General features: G+C 52.0%; 11 protein-coding genes and 14 pseudogenes. 12 read left to right on the top strand and 13 right to left on the bottom strand.

The window, feature by feature from the left end; translation table 11 throughout:
- The first annotated feature begins 4 nt into the window (after positions 1 to 4).
- Positions 5 to 1,002, top strand: a pseudogene (locus JZM30_RS14765) (LacI family DNA-binding transcriptional regulator).
- Between the two features lie 155 nt (positions 1,003 to 1,157).
- Positions 1,158 to 1,295 (top strand): hypothetical protein, encoded by a 138-nt coding sequence (locus JZM30_RS14760; RefSeq protein ID WP_252319589.1) that lies wholly within the window; start codon positions 1,158 to 1,160, stop codon positions 1,293 to 1,295.
- A 111-nt stretch (positions 1,296 to 1,406) separates the two neighbouring features.
- On the opposite strand, the gene JZM30_RS14755 is transcribed toward JZM30_RS14760, so the two are convergent.
- The 4 genes and pseudogenes from JZM30_RS14755 to JZM30_RS14740 all read right to left on the bottom strand — a co-directional run bounded on the left by JZM30_RS14755 (position 1,407) and on the right by JZM30_RS14740 (position 5,630).
- The gene (locus JZM30_RS14755; protein ID WP_286673587.1) at positions 1,407 to 2,375 is read right to left on the bottom strand and encodes an ExeA family protein; all 969 of its coding nucleotides are present in this window, start codon (positions 2,373 to 2,375) and stop codon (positions 1,407 to 1,409) included.
- Positions 2,311 to 4,028 (bottom strand): annotated as a pseudogene (locus JZM30_RS14750) (transposase family protein). The gene JZM30_RS14755 and the pseudogene JZM30_RS14750 overlap by 65 nt, the downstream one beginning before the upstream one ends.
- Positions 4,012 to 4,530, bottom strand: a pseudogene (locus JZM30_RS14745) (recombinase family protein). Before JZM30_RS14745 ends, JZM30_RS14750 begins: the two co-directional pseudogenes overlap by 17 nt.
- 275 nt (positions 4,531 to 4,805) lie before the next feature.
- Positions 4,806 to 5,630 (bottom strand): hypothetical protein, encoded by an 825-nt coding sequence (locus JZM30_RS14740; RefSeq protein WP_252319587.1) that lies wholly within the window; start codon positions 5,628 to 5,630, stop codon positions 4,806 to 4,808.
- Between the two features lie 399 nt (positions 5,631 to 6,029).
- On the opposite strand from JZM30_RS14740, the pseudogene nhaC reads away from it, so the two are divergent.
- Positions 6,030 to 7,415 (top strand): annotated as a pseudogene (gene nhaC / locus JZM30_RS14735) (Na+/H+ antiporter NhaC).
- A gap of 153 nt (positions 7,416 to 7,568) precedes the next feature.
- Here nhaC and JZM30_RS14730 read toward each other — a convergent pair.
- From JZM30_RS14730 to JZM30_RS14720, 3 genes are read right to left on the bottom strand one after another with little or no spacing between them, the layout of a single operon-like run.
- On the bottom strand, positions 7,569 to 8,171 hold the full coding sequence (locus JZM30_RS14730) for an EAL domain-containing protein (protein WP_252319586.1): 603 nt from the start codon (positions 8,169 to 8,171) through the stop codon (positions 7,569 to 7,571).
- Positions 8,087 to 8,779 (bottom strand): diguanylate cyclase domain-containing protein, encoded by a 693-nt coding sequence (locus tag JZM30_RS14725; protein ID WP_252319584.1) that lies wholly within the window; start codon positions 8,777 to 8,779, stop codon positions 8,087 to 8,089. The genes JZM30_RS14730 and JZM30_RS14725 overlap by 85 nt, the downstream gene beginning before the upstream one ends.
- An 18-nt stretch (positions 8,780 to 8,797) precedes the next feature.
- A complete protein-coding gene (locus tag JZM30_RS14720; protein WP_252319583.1) occupies positions 8,798 to 9,772 on the bottom strand; it encodes a GAF domain-containing protein in 975 nt (324 codons plus the stop codon).
- 214 nt (positions 9,773 to 9,986) lie between these two features.
- Between JZM30_RS14720 and JZM30_RS14715 the strand changes: the two are divergent.
- Positions 9,987 to 10,978 (top strand): annotated as a pseudogene (locus JZM30_RS14715) (iron-containing alcohol dehydrogenase); the annotation flags it as partial.
- Between the two features lie 125 nt (positions 10,979 to 11,103).
- Here JZM30_RS14715 and JZM30_RS14710 read toward each other — a convergent pair.
- Together JZM30_RS14710 and ttrS are read right to left on the bottom strand one after the other, a co-directional pair.
- A pseudogene (locus JZM30_RS14710) lies at positions 11,104 to 11,528 on the bottom strand (response regulator); the annotation flags it as partial.
- A pseudogene (ttrS, locus tag JZM30_RS14705) lies at positions 11,453 to 13,174 on the bottom strand (tetrathionate respiration histidine kinase TtrS). The pseudogenes ttrS and JZM30_RS14710, both read right to left, overlap by 76 nt.
- Before the next feature lie 236 nt (positions 13,175 to 13,410).
- Here ttrS and ttrB point away from each other — a divergent pair.
- The 4 genes and pseudogenes from ttrB to JZM30_RS14685 all read left to right on the top strand — a co-directional run bounded on the left by ttrB (position 13,411) and on the right by JZM30_RS14685 (position 19,497).
- Positions 13,411 to 14,136 carry a tetrathionate reductase subunit TtrB gene (gene ttrB, locus JZM30_RS14700; protein WP_252319582.1) on the top strand — a complete coding sequence of 242 codons (726 nt, stop codon included), beginning with the start codon at positions 13,411 to 13,413 and terminating at the stop codon, positions 14,134 to 14,136.
- Positions 14,137 to 15,159: pseudogene (gene ttrC / locus JZM30_RS14695) on the top strand (tetrathionate reductase subunit TtrC).
- Positions 15,152 to 18,221: pseudogene (gene ttrA / locus JZM30_RS14690) on the top strand (tetrathionate reductase subunit TtrA). Before ttrC ends, ttrA begins: the two co-directional pseudogenes overlap by 8 nt.
- A 229-nt stretch (positions 18,222 to 18,450) precedes the next feature.
- The gene (locus JZM30_RS14685) at positions 18,451 to 19,497 is read left to right on the top strand and encodes an MFS transporter (protein WP_252319581.1); all 1,047 of its coding nucleotides are present in this window, start codon (positions 18,451 to 18,453) and stop codon (positions 19,495 to 19,497) included.
- Between the two features lie 72 nt (positions 19,498 to 19,569).
- Here the strand turns inward: JZM30_RS14685 and JZM30_RS14680 are convergent.
- Positions 19,570 to 20,388, bottom strand: a pseudogene (locus tag JZM30_RS14680) (DMT family transporter).
- A gap of 20 nt (positions 20,389 to 20,408) precedes the next feature.
- On the opposite strand from JZM30_RS14680, the gene JZM30_RS14675 reads away from it, so the two are divergent.
- Positions 20,409 to 20,915 carry a TetR/AcrR family transcriptional regulator gene (locus tag JZM30_RS14675; protein ID WP_252319580.1) on the top strand — a complete coding sequence of 169 codons (507 nt, stop codon included), beginning with the start codon at positions 20,409 to 20,411 and terminating at the stop codon, positions 20,913 to 20,915.
- Between the two features lie 62 nt (positions 20,916 to 20,977).
- Here JZM30_RS14675 and JZM30_RS14670 read toward each other — a convergent pair.
- Positions 20,978 to 21,625, bottom strand: a pseudogene (locus tag JZM30_RS14670) (ABC transporter six-transmembrane domain-containing protein); the annotation flags it as partial.
- Positions 21,562 to 22,823 (bottom strand): annotated as a pseudogene (locus JZM30_RS14665) (diguanylate phosphodiesterase). The pseudogenes JZM30_RS14670 and JZM30_RS14665, both read right to left, overlap by 64 nt.
- A gap of 525 nt (positions 22,824 to 23,348) precedes the next feature.
- On the opposite strand from JZM30_RS14665, the gene JZM30_RS14660 reads away from it, so the two are divergent.
- Both JZM30_RS14660 and umuD read left to right on the top strand, forming a co-directional pair.
- Positions 23,349 to 24,569, top strand: coding sequence for an ISL3 family transposase (locus tag JZM30_RS14660; protein ID WP_252319579.1), 1,221 nt, complete (start codon positions 23,349 to 23,351; stop codon positions 24,567 to 24,569).
- Between the two features lie 56 nt (positions 24,570 to 24,625).
- Positions 24,626 to 25,058, top strand: a pseudogene (umuD, locus tag JZM30_RS14655) (translesion error-prone DNA polymerase V autoproteolytic subunit).
- A gap of 48 nt (positions 25,059 to 25,106) precedes the next feature.
- On the opposite strand, the gene JZM30_RS14650 reads toward umuD, so the two are convergent.
- On the bottom strand, positions 25,107 to 25,604 hold the full coding sequence (locus JZM30_RS14650; protein WP_252319578.1) for a YgjP-like metallopeptidase domain-containing protein: 498 nt from the start codon (positions 25,602 to 25,604) through the stop codon (positions 25,107 to 25,109).
- A 127-nt stretch (positions 25,605 to 25,731) separates the two neighbouring features.
- Here JZM30_RS14650 and umuC point away from each other — a divergent pair.
- Positions 25,732 to 26,911: pseudogene (umuC, locus tag JZM30_RS14645) on the top strand (translesion error-prone DNA polymerase V subunit UmuC); the annotation flags it as partial.
- Positions 26,912 to 26,925 lie beyond the last annotated feature (14 nt).

Here is a 26,925-nt window from a genome sequence, read left to right as displayed (position 1 = left end):
TATCATGGCGACAATGAAGGATGTAGCCCGCCATGCGGGTGTTTCTGCGGCAACGGTATGCCGAGTGATCAACAACAACGTTTACGTTAAGCCGGTTACTCGCGAACGGGTTGAAACGGCGATGCGTGAGTTCAACTATCAGCGCAATGTTACCGCACACGCCATGGCGAAAAGGAGTGGCAAGACACTCGGGCTATTTACCGGAAACCTGGATGATCCTTCTTCTCGCGTATGGCGCGTGGCATTGAGGATACCACGCGTAAAGCCAGAGTACAGTTGGTCGTTTGTAGCGGTGGGCATCGCGCCGAGCAGGAAAAAGCTGGGCTTGATTTACTGATTAATCATGGGTGTGAAGCCATTGTCGCTTATCTGCCCCGTATAAATGAAGAGGATATCTTGCGCTATGCGGCCCATACGCCTGCATTGGTGGTGATTAATCGCTATTTACCGATCATCGCCAATCGCTGTGTGTGGCTGGATAATGTCAGTGCCGCTCAGGCCGCAACCAATCAGCTCATTCAACATGGCCATCGGAAAATATCCTGCATCACGGCAGATATTCCCATCGATGATAGAACTCACCGCGTCGAAGGTTACCGCAAAGCCATGGACATCGCTGGGATTCCGGTAGCAGATGACTGGATCATCAGCGTTCCATTTAATGAACACGGGGGTGAGCTAGCAGCAGAGAAACTGTTACAGTCCGGGCTTAACTTCACTGCGTTGGTCACCTTTAATGATGTCATGGCCGCTGGCATCATGCGAACCTTTCACTACCATCAGGCTCGCGTCCCCGACGACATCTCCTTGGTGGGCTTCGATGACATTGCCTGGGCCAAATATCTGCACCCAACCTTGACGATCATGCATAATCCCATTGAGAAAATGGCACGCAGTGCCGCGACGCTGGCGTTACAACTTAATGCCGGAATCGTCGGGCTACCGCAAAATAATGCCTATTGTGCTGAGCTTATCCATCGGGCATCGGTCAAGCAGGTTTAATTCCGCTTTGTCAGCCCGGAGCAAGCCAGAAAAATGCGAATCGCGTCGCAGTGATTAAACACATGAAACCCGTTACACCCACAGCGGTCCGGGATCACATTTATGCTGCCTTACTCTTACTACGCTGGCCTCTTCAATGCTTAAAGGAGTGAGAAATGAAAGCTAAAAAGGAACTTAATCTGGGATTGGCACTGCTTCCCATCGTTGCCATGCTCATGTTGTTGGTTATTTGTAATGGCTCGCAATCGAAATCCCTCGTGCTCGCAATCAGCGCGATTTTCGGCTCAGATTAAGTGACAATGAAAATCCTGCCGGGCTCACATTAAGTGATAATGAGCTCGCATTTATCTTTTCCGGCTCGCCATTCATTGCCTCGGGCTCACAATAACTGCAAATGAAAAACGTCATATCTGGAGCCCTACTGCCAGCATTCGGTCCCGCAATTCTGCCGCCCGGGCCGGATCAAGTTGATTGTTGAACAGGGCCCTGATTTCTGCCGGTTTGGCATCAAACTGCTCTACCATGTCTTTAAGTCGATAACCATGGCGCGTTAATGTAGGTTCCAGATCGTCAAGTTGACGGGAAAGTACCGATTCAACCAGGGCAGCAGTTATCGGCTTTTCTCCTGTCTGATAACCTGCCTCCAGGGCCAGTGTCAGATTCTGTTGAACCTGAAGTGGGGTGCGTAGTTTCATTGCCAGCAGGTCGATGGCGTCAGCCGTCAGAATGTCTTCGGATTTGCCTTTTCCCATGCTGGATTTCAGTAACCACTGAATATATTCCCGCTGGCTACCGGCAATGCCATCCAGCGTAAAGATATCGGTGCGATAGCCAATCTCTTCCATGGTCGGGCGTCGCAGATCATTGCGTAGCTTTGGGTGACCCGCCAGAACAACCAACAGGCGGCCACCGCCGTCTTCCACAACTTCCATCAATCTTTTGAGTCCGGTCAACGTATGGCCGTTCAGGTCATGCGCTTCATCAACGAACAACGCCACCGGGCGTTTCCCTTTTTTGACCAACTCCTGCAACTCACGCTCGCGCCGTTCGCCCTGCTTGGGGATCTGAACCTGCTTATCCTGTGTCAAATCGTAAAAGAGAGCACTGATCAGCGTAGCCAGCTTAATGCTGCTTTTTTCTATCGACAGGGAGCGTGCAACGGTAATTTTATTTTCCTCCCTGAGACTCTGTTGCAAACGCCGCATGGTGACTGTCTTGCCACTGCCAACCACACCACAAACAGCAATTAACCGGCCTTCGTGGATAGCACCCCGGATATCCTTGATAAGCTGCTTATGGTGATCCGTCTCATAGTAGCCGGCCTGATCGATGGGTTGTGCCAGCCCATAATGTTCCATTACCCCAACCCGCATGATCTTCTCCTGACTGGTTGTTGCGAAAATACTCCCTAATCCTGCTGAATATCTCACTGCGGATCAGCGTGTCTGTCAGCACCTGGTCGATAAACGCCTTGTCTTCAACCGATAGTTTCGCCAATGGTGTGGACAGATCAGCAGCAATTGCCAGCTTCGCTGCCACCGGTGTAGGAAAACAGTACTCAAATGTTGGGGATTCGAACGACTGATGTGGCAACAGCCGTGTACTCTGGGCGCTATCAGTCACCAGTTTGAGGTCATTGCCGGACATGGCGCTGATGGGTAAGTTCAGTTGCTGAGCCAACGCCTGGATACGGTCTGCCCGCACCGCCGCTTTGCCGCGTTTGAACGTCCGGTAGCGATGCAGGGGGATGGGGCCGGAAACGGGAAAGTAAGGCCCCCACTTTTCGTTGTCAAACTCCACGAACATTTCGTCATCAAACAGGCCCCACAGCAGGATAACGGTTTCGCCCGCCATATCTGGTTCGACTTCGTAAGCGGTCCCGTCAAGGGTTATACGGGCGTCCCCCCCACCTTGCGGGATTCCGACTCCCGGGCAAAGCGGCAGTACTGTTCCCAGGAGCACATATCCTGAAGCCCCTCCGGTGATAAATGCCTCAGCCAGTCTTCCAGGCGGGCATGCTTTTCGCTGTGATGCTGTTGTGCGTTATAGCGTATCAGGTAGTTCCAGAGCCATTCATTGGCCTGCTGTTCTGTTTCCGGTTTATGAAAATGATACAGCGTTTCATGGGCTTCCTTCACAGTGCGAAACGGACGCTCAACCTTACCTTTTGACCTGGCAGTGGTGCGGGTGCCATCCTTGCCTGCCGGCATATGCGTCTGCCAATCAATATGCAGTGCCCGCATTACATTCTTGAATACATGGCTTTTTGCCACCGGGTTATTATCGAGGTACAGCATTTTCGGCCGGCCCTGGAAAGGCATTTCCGGATTGCTTTTTGGGGCCATGGCATTGAACAGAAAACACAGGGCAGACTCAGCATCTTCGCTATACACACAACGGTATTCCTGGTAAGTCACACCGCTGCGATCATCTACCACGCTAAATAACATCAGTGTGGGTAGCCCATGTGCCGGATCAATCCAGTTTGGGCAATCGATATGTTTGAGATCGGAGGGCGACATATCAAACTGCCAGCAGTCATTACTGCATTCAGCCTGAAACCGCACTGCCGGCGGTTCCCGCAACAGGCGTGAATGATCAAGTCGGAATAGGGACAGATAGCGGTTAACCGTTGGTCGGCGTAACAATCCCGGTGGGGGTTTAACCAGCCCCTGAGCCGTTTCCACACCATGCTCTTCAAGCAACTGAATGGCGCGAGTTGTTGACAGGTGACGACCCTCTTTAATTCGTGGTACGTAATTTCAATGCAGCGATCAGTTCACAATTAAGTGTTCGAGTTCGGACGGTGGTAATACCCGGGGTTTCCCATAATCACGCCGGTGTGCAGTATGGGGTTTCTGGAAGGAGCGAAGTGTGCGATAGACGATGGTAACGGAAATGCCGTACAACAGGGCCGTCGCGGTGATCTGGGCCGCGCGCTCCGGGCTTTTTGGTGGCAGGCGATCAAGCCGTTGCCGCAATTGCAACAGAGAATCCGCGGGAATGGCCTTACGCCGGCTGCTCATCGCGCTCCAGCACGCGATAGACAGAGGCCCGTCCGATCCCCAGTTGGCGGGAAATCGCGGTAGCGCCCATTTTCTCGTCAACGTACAACCGCCGAACCTCTGCAGCATCAATGCGTGGTTTGCGCCCCTGATAGACCCCGCGAGCTTTGGCTGCCGCAATACCTTCCAGTTGGCGTTCGCGGCGCAGGTTAGTTTCAAATTCAGCAAAGACGCCGAGCATATCAAGAAATGCCTTGCCTGCTGCAGTTCGTGTATCGACAGGCTGCTCTGTTGCCTTGAGGGTAATGCCCTGCTGATTCAGGGCATACACGGATATCCTGCAAATCTTTAATGCTACGGGCCAGGCGATCGACTCGCGTGACAATCAGCGTGTCGCCAGGTCGTAGAAAATCAAGCAGAAGCTGCAGCTCTGTTCGCCCATCCCGGCTGCTCGCAGTGTTTGCGCCTGCAAGGTGAGATCCTGATCGCTGCTTGAAACCCTGGCATAGCCATAAAGTGCCATTTTACTCAAAGTGTCTCGTTAGACTTTAGATGAGGAAAACGTAACACGCAGATGAGACAAAAACGACCCAAATGAGACAGAAAAACTGTCTCATCAAGCTGTTCTCTTAGGGTGTACTCATACAGGACAATAGGTCGCCTAGGGGATCTAATTTCAGTATCACTTAGCGTGAGACGGCAAAGTGTGACAGCTACGAGAATTCAGTTTACCATCCCTAGCTGTTTGCTACGGAGTCGTTGTTATAACATTTATCATCAAGTACAGTTAGATTTATTTTATTGTATTGACTCACGTATAACTTTTACAACATTATCTCCGGCATGGAATAATTCCGGATAAGCAACAGAGAGATTAACAATATCTTTTTTATTCACATGAATGGGGGGCGTTTCTGCCCAGTAATTCCTAAGTGTGCTGGCTAGATTTGCAACGACAAATTTTTCAGTGTCTTCAGTATGTCGGTAAACTTTGTTGAAAGAAGAAAAGATATCGTTCAGATATTTTAAGTTTATTTCCGAATGCTTGAAATTAATCGCGACGTTCCATAGTTCGCCAGGAAACAAGTCTGGCCTGAAAGCTCTACTCTCTCCACATGGTATAAAACTTGTGATCCCATTTCTACATAAATCAACTACTTTACATATACGATCTGGATGAGTGTTTTTATAACTATCGGGTAAGTATTCCGTTCCTATCTGGATGTTTCCTTCAAGAATGGGGTGCGGACGTGAAAAACAGTTTTTCAAACTTAATGTTATCTCTTTTGTTTGATTACCACCAAGTAAGTTTCTGATTAGGTTGTCACACATTATTTCTCGAATGTTTTTCTCTACATATCTCGAGATTTTCCCATGCGTTAGCTTGTTATTCATTACAGAAAAGCTATCTAAGCTTTCGCTCATGATTTTACCTGTTGCCCGTAAGCTGGCATAATCTTTTGAATCAAGATTAAAGGCGATTTTTTGTTTGAGTTCTACTGGTAGGTTACATATATTGATCATTTTGGATAAAGCACATTCAGTATTTTGTGATGATTCTTGCGTATCTAAAGTGACTCGATAAGTATCACTCCTGCTACCGCATTCAGTTGGGCTAATCATCTATCTATCTCCTTGATGCATCACTATTGTTAAGTATATCCCCTATTGGTAATACATAGATGAATAATTAGCATTCAAAAAAAGTCTTCCCTTCAAATTCGCACTTCAACTTACCATTAGTACTGAATTCGATTGTACGGGAATGCACTAGATTTATCATGTACTTAGCGATTTATCGTGGTCTTTCTGGTTGAAGCCTTGTTGTTATCGTATTGATATTTTTAAGCTGGATGGCATTTGACGTTTTTCATTTGCAGTTATTGTGAGCCCGATGCAATGGATGGCGAGCCGGAAAAGATAAATGCGAGCTCATTATCACTTAATGTGAGCCTGTCAGGATTTTCATTGTCACTTAATCTGAGCCTAAAATCGCGTTGATGCAAGCACGAGGGATTTCGATTGCGAGCCGTTACAGTTATTGGTTATGGTCAGTATAAATTACCCATCGAGTCGCTATTGTTGGTCTCGGCTGCCGTCGCTACAGCCGTTGCCTATTGGCAAGGCTACCACTGGGTAGACATCATAGACGCAATTGTCGCGAAACTGGCCAAAGCGATGCCCGTGAACTGATATTGATCTGCGTCGGTGGCATGATCGGAGCCTGGATGTTAAGTGGCACGATCCCTTACATGGTGTATTGGGGCCTGAAACTGATCAGCCATCAATATATCGTTATCACGGCCTTTCTTATCACCTGCGCAACGTCGGTTTGCACAGGTACCTCATGGGGCACCGCGGGGGTGGCGTTGATGGGCGTCGCCGCTGGCCTTGATGTCTCTTTACCCGCCACGGCGGGTGCGGTGGTTTCAGGGGCCTATTTTGGCGATAAGCTGTCACCGCTGCCTGATTCCACCAATTTCGCCGCCATCGTCGCTGAAACCGATCTCTACAGCCACATCCGCCATCTTATGTATACCACACTGCCGAGCTTTGCCTTAGCCGCCGGGGCCTATCTGTTTTTTGGCTATACCCATCTCCCCAGCCACGCGGCCAATCTGGATAAGGTGGATCAAATTGTAACGTCGATAGCGAGTTTGTATCACTTTAACGTGATCCTGCTCGTCCCGCCCATCCTGGTATTGTGGGGTGCCATCACCAAACGCCCTGTGATACCCGTTATGTTGGCAGCATCCGTCTTGGCAATAGGCATCGGCGTAGGCCTACAGGGATTTACCCTGCAACAAGGGTATATTTCATTGATTCACGGTTTCAACACATCAATGTTTGCCGCACAGGGTACAGAGGTAACCGGCTTAATCAGCGACATTCCCCGTTTGCTCGATCGTGGAGGGATGTTCTCCATTATGAGCACCATCCTCTTGGTGCTTTGCGCATTTTCCTTTGCAGGAGCCTTAACGTTGACATGGGCCCTGACCGTAATCATTAACTGGTTGCTAAAAGCGATTCGCAGTGTGGGTCCGTTGATTGCAGCTACCGTGGCAATCACCCTATTGGTCACGGGAGCAACCAGTGACGGGAAGTTGGCGCTGCTTATTCCCGCTGAATTGTTTAGAGAATCATATCTGCGTATGGGACTGGGACACCAAGAACCTATCGCGAACGGTGGAGGACGCGGGTACAGTGACTGAGCCATTACTGCCCTGGACCTCGGCTGGGGTGTATATGGCCAGCACCCTGTGGGTTAGCACATTGGACCTTGTTCCATGGGCAATCCAATGCTATACAGCGATCTTCTTCGCGCTAATATACGGCTTCACCGGGTTTGGTATCGCCAGATTACCCACCGTCGCCAGAACAGCACCGCAAGGCCTAAACCATCTGTAATACGGACGGTCCAAAATAATAACACCCAGCCATTGGGTCACACTGGCTGGGCACAAAATTAAGATAATGTGTTAACTCAGGCAATTTATCTTATTCAAAACAGTATGTGGATCATCGTAAATACTCACACCACCTTTTCCCCTAACAGCCTGATTATGGATTAACTTTCTTCCTGAGCGTCTGCGGAACAAGCCCGAATTTCGAGGAAAATGCTTGCGCCTCCAAAGGCTTACCAAACCAATAGCCTTGCCCTTCCTGACAGCCGTGCTGGCGTAAGTCATGCCACTGTTCTGCGGTTTCGATTCCCTCCGCAATCGCTTCAATCTCGAAATTACGGGCAATATCAAGAATGGCATAAGCAACAGAGGTATCGCGTCGTGAAGTGAGCAAATTTTGAATAAATGAGCGATCAATTTTTATGCGCGTTACCGGGTACTGATTTAGCATACTCAACGACGCATAGCCCGTACCAAAATCATCGAAGGCAATAGAAACACCCATATCACGAATTTTTTGCAGTGTGTCCGACATGATTGAATCATTGTTATTATTCAGGGCGATATTTTCCGTTAATTCAATTTCCAAGGCTTCTGCGGGAAGACCGTGGCGTTTCAGCACGTCCGCGACCTCTGCGGCCAGATCCACTGTCGTCAGTTGCACATCGAACAAATTCACGCCGATGCGAAAATCAGGTGCACCACACCGACGCCAATAGGCCGCCTGTGCACAGGCTTCATTGAGGATCCAAGACCCCACGCTAACCACATTGGCCCGCGTGCCAATGTGGTTAAAAATTCCGAAGGGGGTAATAGCCCACGCGTGGGGTGTACCCAGCGGATTAACGCCTCCGCGCCGGACAATGAACCATCACTCAGCTTTATTTGCGGCTGATAAAACAACACAAACTCTCTGTTGTCCGTTGCGCGTAATAGCTCCATGGCGTGATGGCGGCGCGCCGTTGCCTCCTGGCGCAACTCCGGCGTAAAGATATAGAGTTGATTACGCCCCGTCCGCTTCGCCCTTGATAAGGCCAGATCGGCGTTGGCAATCAGCTCCAGCGCCCCATAGCCGTGTTTCGGAGCCAGTGAAATGCCGCCACTGACCGTTACACTTATCGGACTGCCCTGTACCAGAATCGGCTGAGCGATATGCTCCATGATTTGCTGGGCATAAAACCCGGCCTCAGCCTGTTCGTAAATATCCGGCAGCATCACAGCAAACTCATCACCGCCAATGCGTGCGACAATCTGCGTTTCCTTGGTTGATATCAATAGTCGATGAGTGATTTCACATAAAATTTCGTCACCGGCAGCATGCCCAAAAGCAGCATTGACATCCGAGAAACCGTCAATATCAATCATCATGATGGTAGCATTGGGGTCTCACAATACGGCGTCTTCGACGCAACGATAAAAGCGGCGTCGATTTCTCAGCCAGGTTAGCGGATCGCAATCGGCACTGATGGCAATGGCCTTTTTATCCTGTCGATAACGAGTCATATCTCGTAACGCGGCGGTAAACTGCAAATTGCCACCACAACATTCACAAAACAGCGATAACACAAAGAACAACTTGCTGCCGTTTTTATGCCGTCCGCTGACCTCAAAAGGCGGTGTTTCACTGCATGTACCGTCCGCAATAACACGGCGGATGGCGTTCCAGAATTCCGTATTTTCATCAATACCAAAAAGGTCGCTGACCACTAATTCAGCGCTATCATCCTCAGCGTAGCCCCATAACTGTGCTGTCGCCTCGTTCCAACTGGTAATGCGCAAGGCCCGATCAAAGTGGATAACCGGCACTTCCACCGTCAATACCGTAGTGTCCATCTCGGCGCGATGCTCGCTGGCCACTTCATCAATGCGTCGCAGTTCAAGACGATCGGACGCCATTCTGGCCAGTTCGGTCAGACGAGCGTGATCCTCAGCGGTAAAGTTTTGGTGGGGACTGTTATCCAGAATACACAACGCACCCAGCGCATACCCTTCGGGGGATCGTAACGGCACACCAGCATAAAAACGGATATGGCTCGGCCCGGTCACCAAGGGATTATCATGAAAACGCTCATCCCGCTCGGCGTCACGCACAATCATACCGTTTTCGGTCAGAATGGCATGCGCACAGAAAGAGGCATCTCGGGTCATGTCAACAGACCCCTCACCCAACCCATGGCTCGCGGCAAAGAACACACGATCGCTGCCGATCATATTGACTGCCGCAATGGGCATATCGAACATACGTGACGCGATGCGCACGACTGGCGACAAACTGGATAAGGTCGCTCCAGGATCAAGCGCATATTCGCAGAGCGCTTTCAGTCTTTGTGGATCATCATCAGGAATGCTCGGACACTTCATAGAGTCTCCTTAATACCAAACCATACAGAAAATCTTACAAAAAAACGTTACAGAGATAAGCGTAGGACAAAATTGCATAATTCCGCCACCCCTAAACTTTTCCATCGCACGCCAGTAGGCATCAAGACTGTGAAAATTTTCTGCCATGTTGAGCACAATTAAGCACTTTGGCTTGTGAACCGCTTGAAAATAGATACATTACTTATTTTAATGAGCCGCACAGGTGCGCGTCAGTATCTTCACGATCGCTCACGAACCCACGCTTGCCAACATTGAACAAGGGGGTTGAACTCGCGCGACAGTATGGAGTAGATGCCGTTGTCAGCCTTGGCGGCGGCGCGGTTATCGATGCAGGTAAAGCAATCGCTACACTGGTTAAAGCACACGGGCCGCTGATTGACTATCAGGAAGTGGTTGGTAATGGCCGAATCCTGGAGTCAGCCCCCTTAACCTTCGTTGCGCTGCCCACTACCGCCGGGACAGGTGCTGAGGTAACCAAAAATGCTGTTATCAACGTTCCTGCACACCGTCGAAAAGTCAGCCTGCGTGATAACCGCATGCTGCCAGACCTCGCCATCATTGATCCAGCTCTGACAGACAATACGCCTCGCAGTGTGACGCTCGCCTCTGGGCTGGATGCCTTGACGCAGGTGATTGAACCTTATATATGCAATCGCGCAACGCCTTACACGGACGCCCTGTGTCGAGCCGCAATCCCGCAGGGCATCAGCGCGTTAATGCAACTGATGAAACAAGAATGTCCGCATAGCCGGGATACCATGGCGTGGGTAAGCCAGTGTGGCGGTCTGGCGCTGGCGAATGCCGGGCTTGGCGTGATTCATGGCTTGGCGGGCCCATTGGGCGGATTATGCGATGCCCCACACGGTGCACTATGCGGTAGCCTGCTCCCCTTTGGCTTGATGCTGAATAATGCCCATGTCGCCGATCCAACGTTACTGGTACGCTTTGATGAAATACGCCGTTGGTTTGCCAGTGCGCTCGATGTTCCTCCCTACGCAGGCCTTTGAGGCACTACGCGACTGGCGTCACCAGGCTGGTTTAGGCTCACTCAGTACGCTCGGTGTCTCACAGGATGCGTTGCAATCCGCCGCGTTGGCGGCCAGCAGTGCATCATCCATGAAAGCCAATCCGGTGCCGTTAACCTACGATCAATTACTCGGTATGTTACAACTGGCTTGGGAATAACGCGTTCGTAATAATGCAGGCCAAATACGATAGCGGCGTTTATACCTTGGCAAGCGCGATCAGGCTCGCCTCGGATCTCAAAACAAAGGAATTACTGATAACCCCGCAGACGGTTAATCTGACGGCTATGCCAACGCCGTTTTATAGAATTTATTGACCAGACTGGCAAGGCTGTCCGCTTGCATTTTCTCCATCACGCGAGCGCGGTGCACAGCGCGATATGCATCTTTTCCGCGATTTCCCGGTTGATCATCCCTTGCACCACATAACTGGCCAGTTCCCGTTCTTTAGGCGTCAGTTCAGCATAACAGCATCGGATCTGGTGACATGCAAACAGGTCGGCAGAGACGGTAAATGCCTGTGCCAACGCGGCGGTCAACGGCACAACGGCGACCGGCTTTTGCAAAAAATCCACTGCCCCCTGTTTGATTTGTGTGACCGCCATCGGCACATCGCCATGCCCGGACAAAAAAATTACGGCCAGCGTGCTGCGCTGTTGCCGCATGGCGGCGTAGACCTGCTGCCCATCCATTCCCGGCATGCGCATATCCCCAGCGTATTTTTGGGACTGAGACGGTTTTCCAGCGTAATCTCGCTGTCGCATTGCCGCATCAAACGCTGGCAAATCGCCAGGCCTAACCCCATGCCCGTTGCTTTGCTGGTGGTAAACGGCGTAAAAGCCTGACTGAGTGTATTATCACTCATGCCACCCGCATTATCCTGAAGCTCGAGCACCACAGTGGCCTCATCACGCCATCCGCAGAGCCAGATATCCTGTGCGCCTGCCTGGGTCGCATTCAGCATCAGATTCGCCAGGACCTGATCCAGCAACACAGGCGGCAGCCTAAGCGTCAGGTCATTATCGACATCCAACCAGAGCCGGACCTGCGGATATTGTTGTTCCATCCGCAACAGGTGCCAAACATGCTGTGCCGCAGCAGTCACCGCCACCGATTGCCAATCCCCTGCTGCCGCGCCTTGTGATTGGGTCGCCCACATGCGTAAATTATTCAGGGTGTCACCGCCGCGTTGCGCTTGAGCGTCAATATGTTCCAGCGCCTGGATCAGCGGATGGTGTGCATCCGCATTGCGTAAACGAATCACCCCCCCTTTGCGCATAGTGGCGTATCGCCGCAAGCGGCTGGTTTAATTCATGAGCAAAACCGGATGCCATTTCGCCCAGCACGCTCATTTGTCGCGCCGTCGTCAAGGCCTGTTCCTGCTGATGCAATTGCGCACTGGCCTTTTCCAACTGCTTGCCACGCCGTCGTACCAGCAGCATCACCCAGACATAATTCACGGTCAGTACCGCCAGTATCATTGCCAAGATGCTCATCGCAAGCTGGTGCTGAATCAGCCAGCTTTTAATATCCAACCATAAGCGCCGCTGTTCCGGGTGTTGATTCACGTCACGCAGTAACGCTTCAACCTGGTTGATAGAGGCTGGCGCACCCCATTGATATTCCGCCGTCTCGGGCGCATTCAACAATATACGCGCCACGCGATCGACCAGCACATTATCTCCACATCAGGCAAAGCGGCAAACGACCAGTTGGGATAGAGCGCCGTGCTGGTCACACACGGAAAGGGCTGCACTTGCGCTAGCAATGGGCGAAACTCCGCCTTGTTGATCAGCCCCTCTTCATCCATGTTTTCTAACAAGCATACCGGCACAATCGCGGCCTGAATGGCGCGCTCACGCAGCAGATACAGCAAGGCATCCGCAGGGAACCCGGTAAAACGCAGTTGGAAATCGTGTTCCGGTCGCAACCCGGCGTCGTTAAGCACTTTATAACCTAATAAATAACCACCAAACGCCTGTGTATCAATCGAGCCCACGGTTTTTCCTATCAGCGCTTGCGGGCTGACAATATCACTGTCACGCCGTACCAAAATGGCGCTGCCAATCAGGTTCCCGCCCTCCATACCTCCGCGACGTGAGCGTAACGACGCCAACCAGCGCAGATGATAATGGCTGTTAAGCTGGGCAAATTGCGCCGGATTGGTCACCAGAAATTGCACGCTTCGCTGGTTGACGGCCTCACCCATTTGCCGTAAATCCAGCGGCTGAATATGAAAGCGTTCTTCAGGAATCGTCTGGTTTAACATCTGTTCCAATGCTTGCCTCTGCTGCCGGGTATTGGCCTCACCGCGCATGGCTAAAATCCCCACCGTCCACTCTCCCGCAATCACCATTGGGCACAGTAGCAAGCACAACACCGCGACCACAAGCTGTTTCACCCCACCTCCCAAGCAATACCCCTGTCGTTATTGTTGTTTTAGATCAACAACGCTTCGGGTATGTGGTTAACCACAATATAGCCATACCCGCCGCCATTTTTACACTGTAAATCATCGACATTGTTAATTCATCGCTCACCGGCTGACAGCGTGACACAGGTTACGCCGTTACGACGTGATGGGAGAACACCATGGACAGCAGTAAACAACAATTTCTGCAACGCATAGGCATGATTACCGCAGGTGCATCGCTGGTTCCACTGGCGCAGGCTGGCATGACATTGGCCCCTCAGCGCAAAGGGGGCTCCCGTGAACATCTCTATGCGATGTTGATAGACCTGCGCCGCTGCATTGGCTGCCAGTCCTGTACTGTCAGTTGTGCCATTGAAAATCATGCCCCGCATGACGCCTTGCGCACCCATGTTAGCCAGTATCAGGTGGTGTTAACCGAGGCACACTCGGTCACCAATGTGCTATTGCCGCGATTCTGCGATCAACCGCCTTGCGTGCCCGTATGCCCGGTGCAAGTCACCTTTCAACGCGAGGATGGCATCGTGGTAGTAGATAACACACGCTGCGGCGGCTGTGCCTACTGCGTACAAGTCTGCCCTTACGACGCACGTTTTATCAACCATGAGACCCAGACCGCAGATAAATGTACGTTTTGCGTTCATCGCCTTGAAGCGGGATTACTGCCCGCCTGCGTTGAGTCTTGCGTCGGCGGCGCTCGCATTATCGGCGATCTGCGCGATCCCAACAGCAAAATCAGCCGCATGCTGGCACAACATCACAGTGACATCAAGGTGTTGATGCCGGAACAGGGGACTGCGCCTCACGTGTTTTACCTCGGCCTTGATGGGGCCTTCGTCACCCCACTACTGGGGCGTGCACAGCCCGCACTGCATCAGGAGGTTTAAATGACACAACAGATTATGATCGAAGAACTGGTCACCCAGTCTCAATCCATCACCTGGTTACCCTGGGCCGTGCACTTCTTCTTCATTGGTATTGCCGCCTGCGGCGCGCTGTTTGCCTGTGGCCTACGCTGGCGTGGCGATGTCCATAGCGCACGACAGGAACATATCACGCTCATCATTACCCTGACCTGTGCCATCACGGCACCCTTGGCGCTGACCGCCGATCTGCATCAACCCGCGCGCGTGTGGCATTTCTACGCCTATCCAACCCCCTGGTCATGGATGCCGTGGGGTGCAGTGTTTTTACCACTGTTCACCCTGTTGCTCGGGATATGGTTTATCGCAGTACAGTACAACACACCGACAGGAAAATCGTTTGCCGCCACACGCTGGCTGGCACTCTTCAGCGCACTGGCCGCTATCGGATTGCTGATCTACACCGGCAGAGAAGCTTCTGTTCTTAAAGCGCGGCCAATATGGTTTAGCTATGCCTTTCCCATCACCATGTTCCTGAGCGCATTGCAAACGCTGTTCGCTTTACTCATTTTCGCCATGCGACAAGACGACGTGTGGCGATGCCGATTAGGGCGCGCGCAGCTTTTGTCGCTCCTCGTATTAGCGGGCACCGTTACGCTTTGGGCAACCGGTGATACCGTCTCCGGTAACGCCGTTCGCCTGTGGCTGACAAACAGTGCTTCCGCACGCCTGTATGCCGGTGCATGGGGGCGCTGTGGTTATGCACCACCTTGCTCGCCATCGCGGTAAGCCTTCGGGCGCGGGCACCGCGTATCTTGCTGTGTGGTGCCTGCTGTGCCATGGCCCTACGCTTGGCTAATTCGTTGGACACTGCTGATTCAGGTCCAAACCGTTCCTAAATACAACGCGCACCTCACCCCTTATACGCTACCGAGCACCACCGACGGCCTGCAAGCCCTTATTGGTACCTTCGGACTCTGGGTAGCACTGCTGATTATGGTTCGAGAAGCCCTCGGATGGCTCGCAAGGAGAAAACAACATGGCTAAATTGACACGACGCCAGTGGCTGAAAGTGGGCCTGACGATCGGCGGACTTTCCGCGTTTGGGTTAAGCTATCGCGATGTCGCAAAGCGCGCCGTTTATGGTCTGATGAAGGGCGCCTCGGGTACGATCACCCGCGATCGTATCATCGGTAATGCGTTGGAGCCGGAAGGGATAGCCCTCAATGGCTGGCAAGCCAATCCACAACAAACCGTATCGATGACACAATGCTTCAGCTGCTGGACGCAATGCGATTTGCGCGTCAGGGTCGATCGGACATCAGGGAAAGTACTGCGCATCGCGGGCAACCCTTATCATCCGCTGTCGCACGAACACCACATCGACGCAGCCATTCCGATGGCTCAGACGCTGGCTCGTTTATCCGGCGAAAGCGGCCTTGATGAGCGTTCTACCGTCTGCGCCCGTGGTGCCACGCAGGTAGATAGCCTATACAGCCCGCTGCGTATCCTCGAACCGATGAAGCGCGTTGGCAAGCGCGGCGAAGGTAAATGGCAACGCATCAGCTTTGAACAGTTAATCACTGAAATCGTCGAAGGTGGCGATCTGTTTGGTGAAGGACACGTTAACGGTCTACGCACCATCCACGCGCCCGACCCCCCCATCGATCCGCGCCATCCCAGCTATGGACCTAAAACCAATCAGCTACTGGTGACAAACGCTGCTGATGATGGGCGCGATACCTTTCTGCGTCGTTTCGCACAAAACAGCTTTGGCAGTAAGAATTTCGGGGCACACGGTGCTTACTGCGGTCTCGCCTACCGCGCCGGTTCAGGCGCCCTATTAAGCAATCTCGATAAAAACCCGCATGTGAAACCCGACTGGGACAACGTCGAATTTGCGCTTTTCATGGGCACGTCTCCGGCACAATCCGGCAACCCGTTTAAACGTCAGGCACGGCAGCTAGCCAGTGCACGGTTGCGCGCAGCCTTTCGTTACGTGGTGGTCGCACCGGCACTGCCACTAACCACCGTGTTGGCGGATGATAACGGTCACTGGTTGCCGGTCAATCCAGGCAGCGATGCCGCGTTAGTCATGGGGATGATCCGTTGGATCATTGAAAACCAGCGTTATCAATCCGCTTACCTCTCCATTCCCAGTGTGGCGGCGATGCAGCGTTAAGGAGAAAAGAGTTGGACTAACGCTACACATCTGGTCATCGTTGATGACGATCATCCACAAGCAGGCCTGCACCTCACCACCACACACCTACACAACGACAGCACAGCCTCGGCTATGCCCATCGTGGTTGATGCCAGCGGTGCGCTGGTTGCGGCAGATCGCTGCGATATGGCGACGCTGCTGGTGAATCAGCAGGTCACCCTGTACGACGGACGGCAAGTGACGGTGAAAAGCAGCTTCCAGCGCCTGAAAGAGGCAGCAGAGCAGATGACATTGGCGGCGTACAGCGCGCAATGCGGTGTGCCAGTTGCACAGATCCAGCAGCTTGCGGAAACCTTTACCCGCTATGGGCGCAAAGCGGCAGTTATCACCCACGGCTGCATGATGGCGGGCAACGGTTTTTATAACGCTTGGGCGACCATGATGCTCAATGTGCTGATCGGTAACATGAGCCTGTCTGGCGGCGTATTCCTCGGCGGCGGTCAGTTTAATGGCGTCAGCGATGGGTCGCGTTATAACCTGGTCAGCTTTCCCGGTCAGGTCAAGCCGAAAGGGCTCAATATTGCGCGCAGCAATACCGCCTATGAAACCTCGGATGAATACCGGGAAAAAGTCGCCGCAGGCGTTTCACCCTGGCCAGCCAAAGCGCCCTGATATCCGTTCGTTGCCGGGCAACTGACGGAACTGCTCAACTCCGCGTTGGACGGTTATCCCTACCCGCTCAAGGCATGGATTTCCAACATGACCAACCCGATGTACGGCATCCCAGGATTACGCGGCGTCGCGGAAGCCCGCTTGAAAGATCCGGCACGCTTACCGCTGTTTATCGCCATCGATGCGTTCATGAATGAAACCACCGCACTGGCAGACTATCTGGTGCCCGACACCCATAATTTTGAAAGCTGTGGATTCAGCGCACCATGGGCTGGTGTAGCCAGCAAAGCCTCCACGGCACGTTGGCCCATCGTCACGCCAGCAACCGCACGTACCGCCGATGGACAACCGATCGGCATGGAAGCCTTCTGTATTGCCGTGGCAAAACGGCTTGATTTGCCCGGTTTTGGTGAAAACGCCCTCAGTGATACACAAGGTAACCGCTACCCGCTGCATTGTGCAGAAGACTATTACCTGCGCGTTGCAGCCAATATTGCTTTTGCCGGTAAAGCGCCAGTAGCCGCCGCAACGCAACAAGATATTCAACTGTGCGGCGTCGATCGCATCATGCCGTTGCTTAGACAAACACTTCGCACCGACGAAGTTGACCGCGTGGCGTTTATCTACACGCGTGGCGGCCGCTTCGCCCCCGATGCCAGCGGACGCGTTGATGACAGCGTGGGTAATCGCCTGGACACACCGTTGCAAATCTGGAACGCGCAGGTCGCCTCTCATCGCCATGCCATTACCGGTGAACGCTTCAGCGGCTGCCCAACCTGGTATCCCGCACGCTTATCCGATGGTCGCGCCATTGAACAGCTCTAGCCTGCCACACACTGGCCATTAAAGTTGATCTCGTTCAAATCCAATACCATGGCAAGCGCGTCTGCAGTGATCCCGGCTACATCAGGTGAAGCCGAGCAATCTGGTGGCGCTCAATCCAGCGGATGGACAACGTTATGGCCTGCAACACGGCGATCGGGCGCGCATCACTACGCCAGGCGGCAGCGTCATCGCCCAGATCAGTCTATTTAGCGGCGTCATGCCCGGAGTGATCGCCATTGAACACGGCTATGGGCATAAGGAAATGGGCGCGGCACAGCATTATCTGGACGGTGTTGCGTTACCCGTCAATCCGCAGGTAGGCGCAGGGATCAATCTTAATGATTTAGGTTTTACCGACCACACGCGCCAGATCCCCAATACCTGGCTTGATTGGGTTTCTGGCGCATCGGTGCGGCAAGGGTTACCCGCCAAAATTGCACGCCTGTAACGCGGCAAACACGCGGGTCATTCATCGCACCCGCGTGTTTTCACCTTATGGCATAACAAATAAAAATACCTGATAGCTGACAACCGCAGAGGGATATGCAACACTATTTCGTACAAATGTACGACACGCAAGAACCTATTATTGGTGGTGAATATTCATTAACGGTCAATAATCACACTCACTGCTGTGCGTACTGTGCTACCCGATAATGTGAGAAAGGTTTGTTGTTATGTCTTCATCCGTTCTGCGCCAGAAAATGGCGTTATTTTCCCTGATGTTTTTGCCCGGCTTTGCCTGGAGTTCCTGGATCACCCGAACGCCGTTGATACGAGACACGCTGCATGCGTCTACTGAGGTTTTCGGATTGATTTTGTTTGGTTTTTCCTGCGGGTCTATGGTGGGAATACTCTGGTCAGGAAAACTGATCAACAAGTACGGCATTCGTCGCGTTACGCTAGCGGGTTTTATGCTGCTGGCTATCGGTTTCCTGCTTCTGGCCGTGGCGCTTTTACTGGCAAATCAACCTGTCGCGTTTTGTGCGCTGGCGCTGTTTGGCATGGGGATGACCGCACTGAACATCAGCATCAACCTCCATTTTGGCATAATTATCAGCCTGACTGCGCTGACGCTTGCATTGCAATTTACCCATATGCCGTGGGCAAGCGCCCTTGTGGCAGAGCAACACAGTGAAAACCGCAGCTATAAAGCGCAGGTGATTCATGAACTGAAAGACGCGCGTCTAATGCTTCTGGGCGTAGTGATTTTAGCGATGGCGCTGGCGGAAGGCTCTGCCAATGACTGGCTGCCGTTGTTGATGATCGATGCGCATGGTTTCAGCCATACATCAGGCTCTCTGTTCTTTGTCGGGTTCGCCGCAGGCATGACCGTCGGGCGCTTTGCAGGCGGTTACATCGTAAACCAATTTGGCCGCACTGCCATTCTCAAATTCAGCGTGATTTCAGCCGCCCTGGGATTGGGACTGATTATTTTAACCCACATGCAGTGGCTCGCGGCCCTCGCGGTTATTTTATGGGGGATTGGCGCATCGTTGGGCTTTCCACTCACTATATCTGCCGCTGGCGCTACGGATGAAAACCGTGCGGTGCGCGTCACCCTTGCAGCCATTCTCGGCTACATCGCTTTTCTCGTCGGGCCGCCAGCGCTGGGGTTTATCGGCGAACACGCCGGGCTGCGCATCGCCATGCTGCCGGTATTGTGCATGGTGATCCTGGCGTTTTTCTGTACCTCTGTCGCCAGAGAAAAAAAGCCCCGTTAAAGCACCAGCGTGATGCGTTTTGGCCTCACCGTTGGTGCCTATTGTTGGCACCAACGGAAACTGAGGCAATATTTATCTCAATGGCGGCCGCCATGACTGACGATTGACCATACAGATACCGACACACATTAGCACGAGCGCGATGGCATAGCGCCATTCCAGCATTTTCTCGCCCAAAAACAGCGCAGAAAGCAGCACGCCCGCAACCGGGATCAGGAAATTAAACGGCGCAAGCACACCCACTTTGTTGTATTTCAGCAGTTGGCTCCACAGTGCAAAACTGACCGACTAAATCAGCACCAGATAAAGCAATACCATGCAGGCCGTGCCGCTTTCGATACGAATATTGCCTCCCAACAGGTAGCCCGCCGCAATCATGACTACGCCACCAATGGTCAATTGGTAGCCCGTCATCATTGTTGCGTCCATGGCAGCAGAAATACGTTTACCGTAAATGCTCGCCGCAGAGATTAAAAATGCCGAAATCACGATGAAGCCGTCACCCATCAGCGTAAACGTGAAATCGCCCAGCCCGTTGATATTCACGATGGCAACACCCATAAAGCCCACCAGGCAGCCGACACTTTTATTGATGCTTAATTTGTCATTATTGTACAAATAGTGTGCCAACAGTACGCTGAAAAACGTCTGAGTGGCATTCATGATCGACCCGTTAACCCCGGTGGTGTGTGCCAAACCAATATAAAATAGCGTGTATTGCACAGCAGTCTGGCTTAAACCCAGGATCACCAACTGTTTCGGTTGGCCAGGCAGTAGTTGCGTCAGAGAACACCCGCGTACTTTTGCCAGCAACAGCAACAAGATGCCTGCAATCGCAAAGCGGTAACCTGCGAATAGCTTAGAATGAAGTGGTGTCCAGCGCAGCAGCAATGGGGAATAAGGAGCAAAAGATGGCCGCCTCGTGCGATCAGACAGATATCGTAACAGATACACCCACCAGGATCGCGCAAGCCGCGCTAAGCGTAATCCTTGAACATGGTGTGCGCGGTACCACGTATCGCCGGGTGGCGGCGTGGGCGCAACTCTCTTTAGGCACCTTAACCTATCGCTATAAAAGCATTGATGCGCTGTTGATCGACGCGTTCACCTTTATGATTGACGAAATTTCTCACGCCTTCCATCAGCGTCTGGCACAAGCAGAAGAGATCGATGGGGCCTGTGAAGCCGTCGCCGATCTGATTTGCGGGAATATCTGGGCAACGCCGAACCACCTGACGTTAAGCTTTGAACTCTATGCGCTGGCTTCGCGCCAGGAAGCCTACCGCGCGCTGTTACAAGAGTGGATGTCGCGCAGCAGGACTGCATTACACCGCCATTTTAACGAGGAAACGGCATGGACGCTGGATGTATTAATTGAGGGGTATACCATTCATAACTTTTTTAATCGCCACCCATGAGTCGGGAAAAAATTCTGCTGGCAATCACCCGATTGGTGCGGGAATAATGGCACAGCTCGCGATCAGCCAAGCCCCGTATTCACGCGTTTGCCAATCTCTTTCAATTGCGCGTATTTTTCCAGTAACGCCGGGCTGTCATCCAGGCTCATCACAAACATCCACAAGTAGGTCATCACAGAATAAACGTGCCCAGCATCAATGCCTTTTTTCCCCGCCATCAGCATGATAACACCACCAAACAGCAGCGCTGAGGCAGCACCGATAGCAAGATAGCCCCACGCCTCACGATCGGACAGACGGATACGCAGACGCGCCATCATATCATAATGGCGATGCAGTTTCCTTTCTCCTGCACTGCTGACAACCGCAATATCCTTTTCTAATCGGTTATTAAGCCGTTGATAGAGAATCTCATTCCAGCGTGTATATTCCGACAGGAAAAAAGCGAAAAAGACCAGGATCCCCAGGCAAAAGAAACCTGCCATGCGCTCAATGACCAGCAGCATGACAACAGCACCACACATCGACGCTAATGACGTAATCAACGGAGGCAAATGCGTTTCGAAAAAGCTGACCTACTCCCGAGACATCGCCACGCGGGCGGCAATGGTAGAGTTGTTCTGCGCGTCCTCACGCTGTGTCAAAATCACCGGAACCGCAAGCGCGGCATAAATACGCGCAAAAGTACGCATATCAATACTGCGCCGCGCCGGTGCGGCCAACAAATAGCAGGTACGCCATTGAGTTTGGGCTTGGCAAAGAGGAATCCCTGAAAACGCCTAATGCCTGCTGCTTCTAACCAGCACCACTCTTCCACCGTTTCGACCCCTTCCGCAACGACACTGATCTCCAGTTCCGCACAACATTTTACGATGGCCTGAACAATCGCCTGCTTGGGCCCATGTGCATGGATATCCGTTACGATGCTGCGGTCGATTTTGATTTTGCCTGGCTGAAACTTCGCAAGCAGCGATAGCCACACCAATCCCCGCCGAACGTAATTGCTGGATAGCAGAGGAAAATGCGTCGAAACTGGAAATGACTTCATCCTCCGTCACTTCAACAATGACCTGTTCAGGCACCAGGCCATTGCGGTCGATCTGCTCCAGTAAAATATCAACGGCATTCGGCACCTTGACCAGCGACATCGGCAGCAGGTTAATAGAAATTTTATGGCTGCCAATATTGATATTTTTCGCCAACGCCCACGCCCACGCCCACGCCCACGCCCACGCCCACGCTTTGGAGGAAAGATCGGTTTCATGCAGTTTGTCGGGCGGAATCGACGCGAAATAATCCTGCGGCGATTCACCTTTCGGACCACGGATCAACGCTTCAAACGAGCTGATTTGCCCACGCAGCGACTCAATAATGGGTTGCAACGCAAACTGGCAAGGTTGCCCTAAAAACGACTGTTCTGGAGGAGAGGTAAAAGGCGGCGCTTCTGACAAGAAACCCCAGGACTCAGGTTCTCTGCTGTAGGCCAGTTGTTTTTTCCAGCGACCTCCCACATAAGGTACGAATAAATTTATAAACCCGGTCATCACTCGCCAGATTATAGCGCAGCGCGCCAGTTTTTATCACCGCTCGCAGTACGGCACCGGGTTTATCATAGCGTAAATCAAACAGCGCCATGCCCATATTGATAAAACGGCGCTTCGCCGCATAATCACGCATCAACTCAACCACACCGTCATGGCGAGGATCGTGACAGATCGCGTCATACAACTGATTCACGGCTTCTGGTTCACCTTCCAAAACCTGAAGAAAATGACTGCCATCAAAGATCAGAATGCCGGTCAGTTGCAGCGTCATATTACGCGCCTGAGACTGCGCCACTAACGCATCAAGCAGCGATAGATCAAATGTTCGGCTTGCACGGCTTCGGTAAATCAATGTAGGCAGCATAAGACCCAGGCCCTTAGAAAAAAAATAGGTGTTTCAATCTTCCCACCATCAGGGAAAGGCATAACCATAGGTAAGATACTAGACAAGGCGTTTCTCGCGTATCACCGTTTTTCCTAAACGCACTACGCTGCCCCCGTATTCAACGGACGATCGCGGCTGTAAGGTGTCCGCTAAAAGACACGTTCATGGACAAAGATTAGCAGCAACAAAATTCATCCTCCAATTTTCAATACCCTGTATCACACCAATAACCCGTTGACATCAATGACTATGCCTGCAAACCGTTACCGATAGACACAGTAGAAAAGCGTTTCTTGCTAGTGTTGAGAGTACATCAAACCGGAGAAAGCACCACCACGCAAATCTCACCTTTAAATTACTCGGTATATTAACCCATTACAGAAAACTATCAGAAAACCGCTTGATCGATGGGCATTGCACATACACTGTATTTATATGGGTCTTCCCTTGTTGTGGTGGCTGAAGGCATGATAATGGCGTATTAAATCGCCAGAGGTCACCACCATGGACGAAAAGTCTCTCTACGCTCATATCCTCAACCTGTCTATTCCGTGGCAGGTAAAGTCTCTTTCTCTCGATGAAAATGCCGGTTCTGTTACCGTTACAGTTGAGATTGCGAAAAACACTCAGTTAACCTGTCCAACCTGCGGGAAATCTTGTCCTATTCACGATCACCGACATCGTAAATGGCGCCATCTCGATACCTGTCAGTTCGCGACAATAGTCGAAGCTGATGTACCCCGTATTATGTGCCCGGAGCATGGCTACCAGACGCTGTCTGTTCCATGGGCCGGCCCCGGTAGCCGGTATACGCTGTTGTTCGAGTCGTTCGTTATCTCATGGCTGAAAATCAGCACCGTGGATGCCGTCAGGAAACAGCTGAGGCTGAGCTGGAATGCTGTCGATAATATTATGCAACGGGCGGTTAAGCGTGGACTGGCCCGTCGAAAAACACCTCAGGCCGCACGTCATCTCTGTGTTGATGAGGTCGCTTTCAAAAAGGGGCATCAGTACGTCACCGTTATCTCTGATACCCAAGGACAGGCATTGGAACTCAAAGATGATCGCGGAGTTGAAAGTCTTGCTGGCTATCTCCGGAGTCTGGGTGACCGCCAGATTGAATCCATTAAAACCCTGTCGATGGACATGAATCTATCCTATATAAGCGCAGCGCGGCTCCATCTGCCTAACGCGGTGGAGAAGATCGCGTTCGACCACTTCCATGTAGCGAAAATGCTCTGTGCCGTCGTAGATAAAACACGACAGTTGGAGATGAAAACCATCCCGTTAACGGCACGAAAAAGTGCAAATCGTTCCCGTTATCTGTGGTTGTACGGTCGCCATAAACGTCATGGTCGAATAGCAGAAAGACTGGAAGCAGCGCAGATGGTTCTGCCTGATACCAGCCGTTGCTGGGCAATGAAGGCGCTGGCCCGGGAACTCTGGAACCGCCGGTATGACGAACACAGCAGGCGTCTGTGGCTGGAATGGATAGGGATGGCAAAAGACGTTGGTGTCCCGCTACTAAGCAGCGCCGCCCGGACGTTACGTAAACGACTGTACGGGATCCTGAATGCCATGAAACACAGGGTATCAAACGGTAATGCAGAGTCACTAAACAGCAAGATAAGGCTGCTGCGGATCAAGTCCATAGGATACCGGAACAAAGAACGCTTTAAGGTGGCAGTGATGTTCCATTACGGCAGGTTAAACATGGGGTTATGAGTCTCCCACCATGATAGGGGAAGACCAATTTATATACATATATAGAGAAAATCATCATGCTGTTATCCACTCCCGTTCTGCTTCCACGACTCAGCGTCAATGCCTCTTCGTTGCCCTTTTTTATAGAACACGTGCCCTGTGATTTCCCCAGCCCGGCGCAGGACTACGTGGAAGATCGGCTCGACATCAATCAACTGGTGATCAAACACCCCAATGCAACTTACTTCATCCGCGTCAGCGGTGATTCAATGATTGATGCCGGCATTGGCGATGGCGACTTACTGGTGGTTGATCGGGCATTGACGGCACAGCACGGTGATATCATTGTGGCCGCCGTGAACGGCGAGTTTACCGTTAAAAGAGTTGCGCACCCGCCCTTTTCTACAATTGGTGCCGCATAACACACGCTATTCACCGATACACTTTCAGCATGGGGAAGCGCTTGAGATCTTCGGCGTGATCACCTTTACGGTAAAGGCGATGCGCTAGCGGGAAGGAAAAGGGAAATGCGCCTATCGCTCGACGCATGACATCCGGTTAAATCAGCCCTTCTTCTCTGCAAATCAACCACAAGCGCATATCAAATTCGTACTGATGGTAGTCCGGTTCCATGTGACAACAGAGCTGATAAAAGGCTTTGTTGTGGTCCTTCTCACGCAGGTGTGCCAGCTCATGCACCACGATCATGCGCAAAAAGGCTTCAGGCGCGTTCCTGAACAGGGTCGATATCTTGATTCCATTCTTGGCTTTTAACTTCCCGCCATGATTTTTAGAGATAAAGGTATTGGTGCCGAGCGTGCCTTTAACGGGATTTAACGCACCGTCATAAATAATTTTGGCAAGCGCACTTTCCTTTTTCAGATAGCGATTTTTTATACCATTGACATAGTCGTAGAGCTGTTTGTCATTCGTCACCGTATGCGGCGCGGAGTACTTTTGTTTAATTACCGCAGCCAGCTTGCCAGATTGCAGCAAGCTATCAACACTCGCGATCAGTTCTGATGGGTAATGCTTTATGTAATCCAGTTTGCTCATCGTGGCCGTAAACGTGTCAGCAGCAGTTAATGCACAGGGCGAAAAATTTACGGACATGCTAATCGATTTTGCCCACGGAGGCTATCAGGGAGCACCGTGTCATTTGCTCACATCGGCAGTGAATAAAGTAGTGGTGGTGTCCAACAATGACGGTTGCGTAATATCTCGCTCTCGAGAAGCCAAAGCGTTGGGTATAAAAATGGCAGCGCCTTATTTCATGGTGAAAAAAGCGTTTCCCGATGCGCAAATAGCCGTGTTCAGTTCTAACTACACCCTCTATGCCGACATGAGCAATCGCGTTATGGCCACATTGTTTGAGTTAGCACCAACGCTGGAAATCTATTCTATCGATGAAGCCTTTATGGATTTGTCCGGCGTCTGCAACGCCGCTTGCCGTGTTAGGCCAACAGATCCAACAGAAAGTCCTTAAAGAGATCGGGCTGCCAGTCGGTGTCGGTATTGCACAAACCAAGACGCTGGCCAAGCTAGCAAATCATGCTGCCAAAGTGTGGCGAAAAACAGGCGGTGTGGTGGATTTGTCGAACACCGATCGACAGCGCAAACTGCTGTCTCTGGTGCCCGTCAACGAGGTATGGGGTGTGGGGCGGCGTATCAGCAAAAAACTCAATCTGATGGGCATAAAAACGGCGCTGAATCTCGCGGAAAGCCCAACCTGGCTGATTCGCAAGCACTTTAACGTGGTGCTGGAACGCACCGTGCGTGAATTGCGCGGCGAGCCCTGTCTCGGGCTGGATGAGTTTGCACCGACAAAACAGCAGATTGTCTGTAGCCGTTCATTTGGTTATCGCATCACCGATTATAGTGACATGCACGAGGCTATCTGCGCCTATGCCGAGCGCGCAGCCGAAAAACTACGGCAAGAACGGCAATATTGTTGTCAGGTTAGCGTGTTTTTGCGTACCAGCCCACACGCTGGTGGTGAAACCTTCTATGGCAATCAGGCTTCCGGCAGGGTGAGTATTCCCACCAGCGACACGCGCGACATTATTCGCATGGCCACCCAGGCGCTCGATCGCATTTGGGCCAACGGGCACCGTTACATGAAAGCCGGTGTCATGCTGAGCGATTTTTACAGCCAGGGCACCGCCCAGCTTAATTTGTTCGATACCAACCAACCGCAAGCCAATAGCGCAACGCTCATGCAGGTTATTGACCACGTAAATACCTCGGGAAAAGGGTCGATATGGTTCGCTGGGCAAGGTATTCAGCAGCCCTGGGCGATGAAGCGCAACATGTTGTCACCCGCGTATACCACCCGGTTCGCCGACGTACCGATTGCAAAATAGACGACAGCCGTCAC

The sequence above is a fragment of the Candidatus Symbiopectobacterium endolongispinus genome, from assembly GCF_018777385.1.
Classification (GTDB): Bacteria; Pseudomonadota; Gammaproteobacteria; order Enterobacterales; family Enterobacteriaceae; genus Symbiopectobacterium; species Symbiopectobacterium endolongispinus.
Note: the sequence above shows the minus strand (reverse complement) of the source record. Positions and strands in the feature narration are given on the sequence as shown.

What these genes read in the sequence shown, in the direction of transcription:
- JZM30_RS14760 (WP_252319589.1), top strand. Translation starts at nt 1,158, where the DNA reads ATGAAAGCTAAAAAGGAACTTAATCTGGGATTGGCACTGCTTCCCATC.
- JZM30_RS14755 (WP_286673587.1), bottom strand. Translation starts at nt 2,375, where the DNA reads ATGCGGGTTGGGGTAATGGAACATTATGGGCTGGCACAACCCATCGAT.
- JZM30_RS14740 (WP_252319587.1), bottom strand. Translation starts at nt 5,630, where the DNA reads ATGATTAGCCCAACTGAATGCGGTAGCAGGAGTGATACTTATCGAGTC.
- JZM30_RS14725 (WP_252319584.1), bottom strand. Translation starts at nt 8,779, where the DNA reads ATGATGATTGATATTGACGGTTTCTCGGATGTCAATGCTGCTTTTGGG.
- JZM30_RS14720 (WP_252319583.1), bottom strand. Translation starts at nt 9,772, where the DNA reads ATGAAGTGTCCGAGCATTCCTGATGATGATCCACAAAGACTGAAAGCG.
- ttrB (WP_252319582.1), top strand. Translation starts at nt 13,411, where the DNA reads ATGGACAGCAGTAAACAACAATTTCTGCAACGCATAGGCATGATTACC.
- JZM30_RS14685 (WP_252319581.1), top strand. Translation starts at nt 18,451, where the DNA reads ATGTCTTCATCCGTTCTGCGCCAGAAAATGGCGTTATTTTCCCTGATG.
- JZM30_RS14675 (WP_252319580.1), top strand. Translation starts at nt 20,409, where the DNA reads ATGGCCGCCTCGTGCGATCAGACAGATATCGTAACAGATACACCCACC.
- JZM30_RS14660 (WP_252319579.1), top strand. Translation starts at nt 23,349, where the DNA reads ATGGACGAAAAGTCTCTCTACGCTCATATCCTCAACCTGTCTATTCCG.
- JZM30_RS14650 (WP_252319578.1), bottom strand. Translation starts at nt 25,604, where the DNA reads ATGAGCAAACTGGATTACATAAAGCATTACCCATCAGAACTGATCGCG.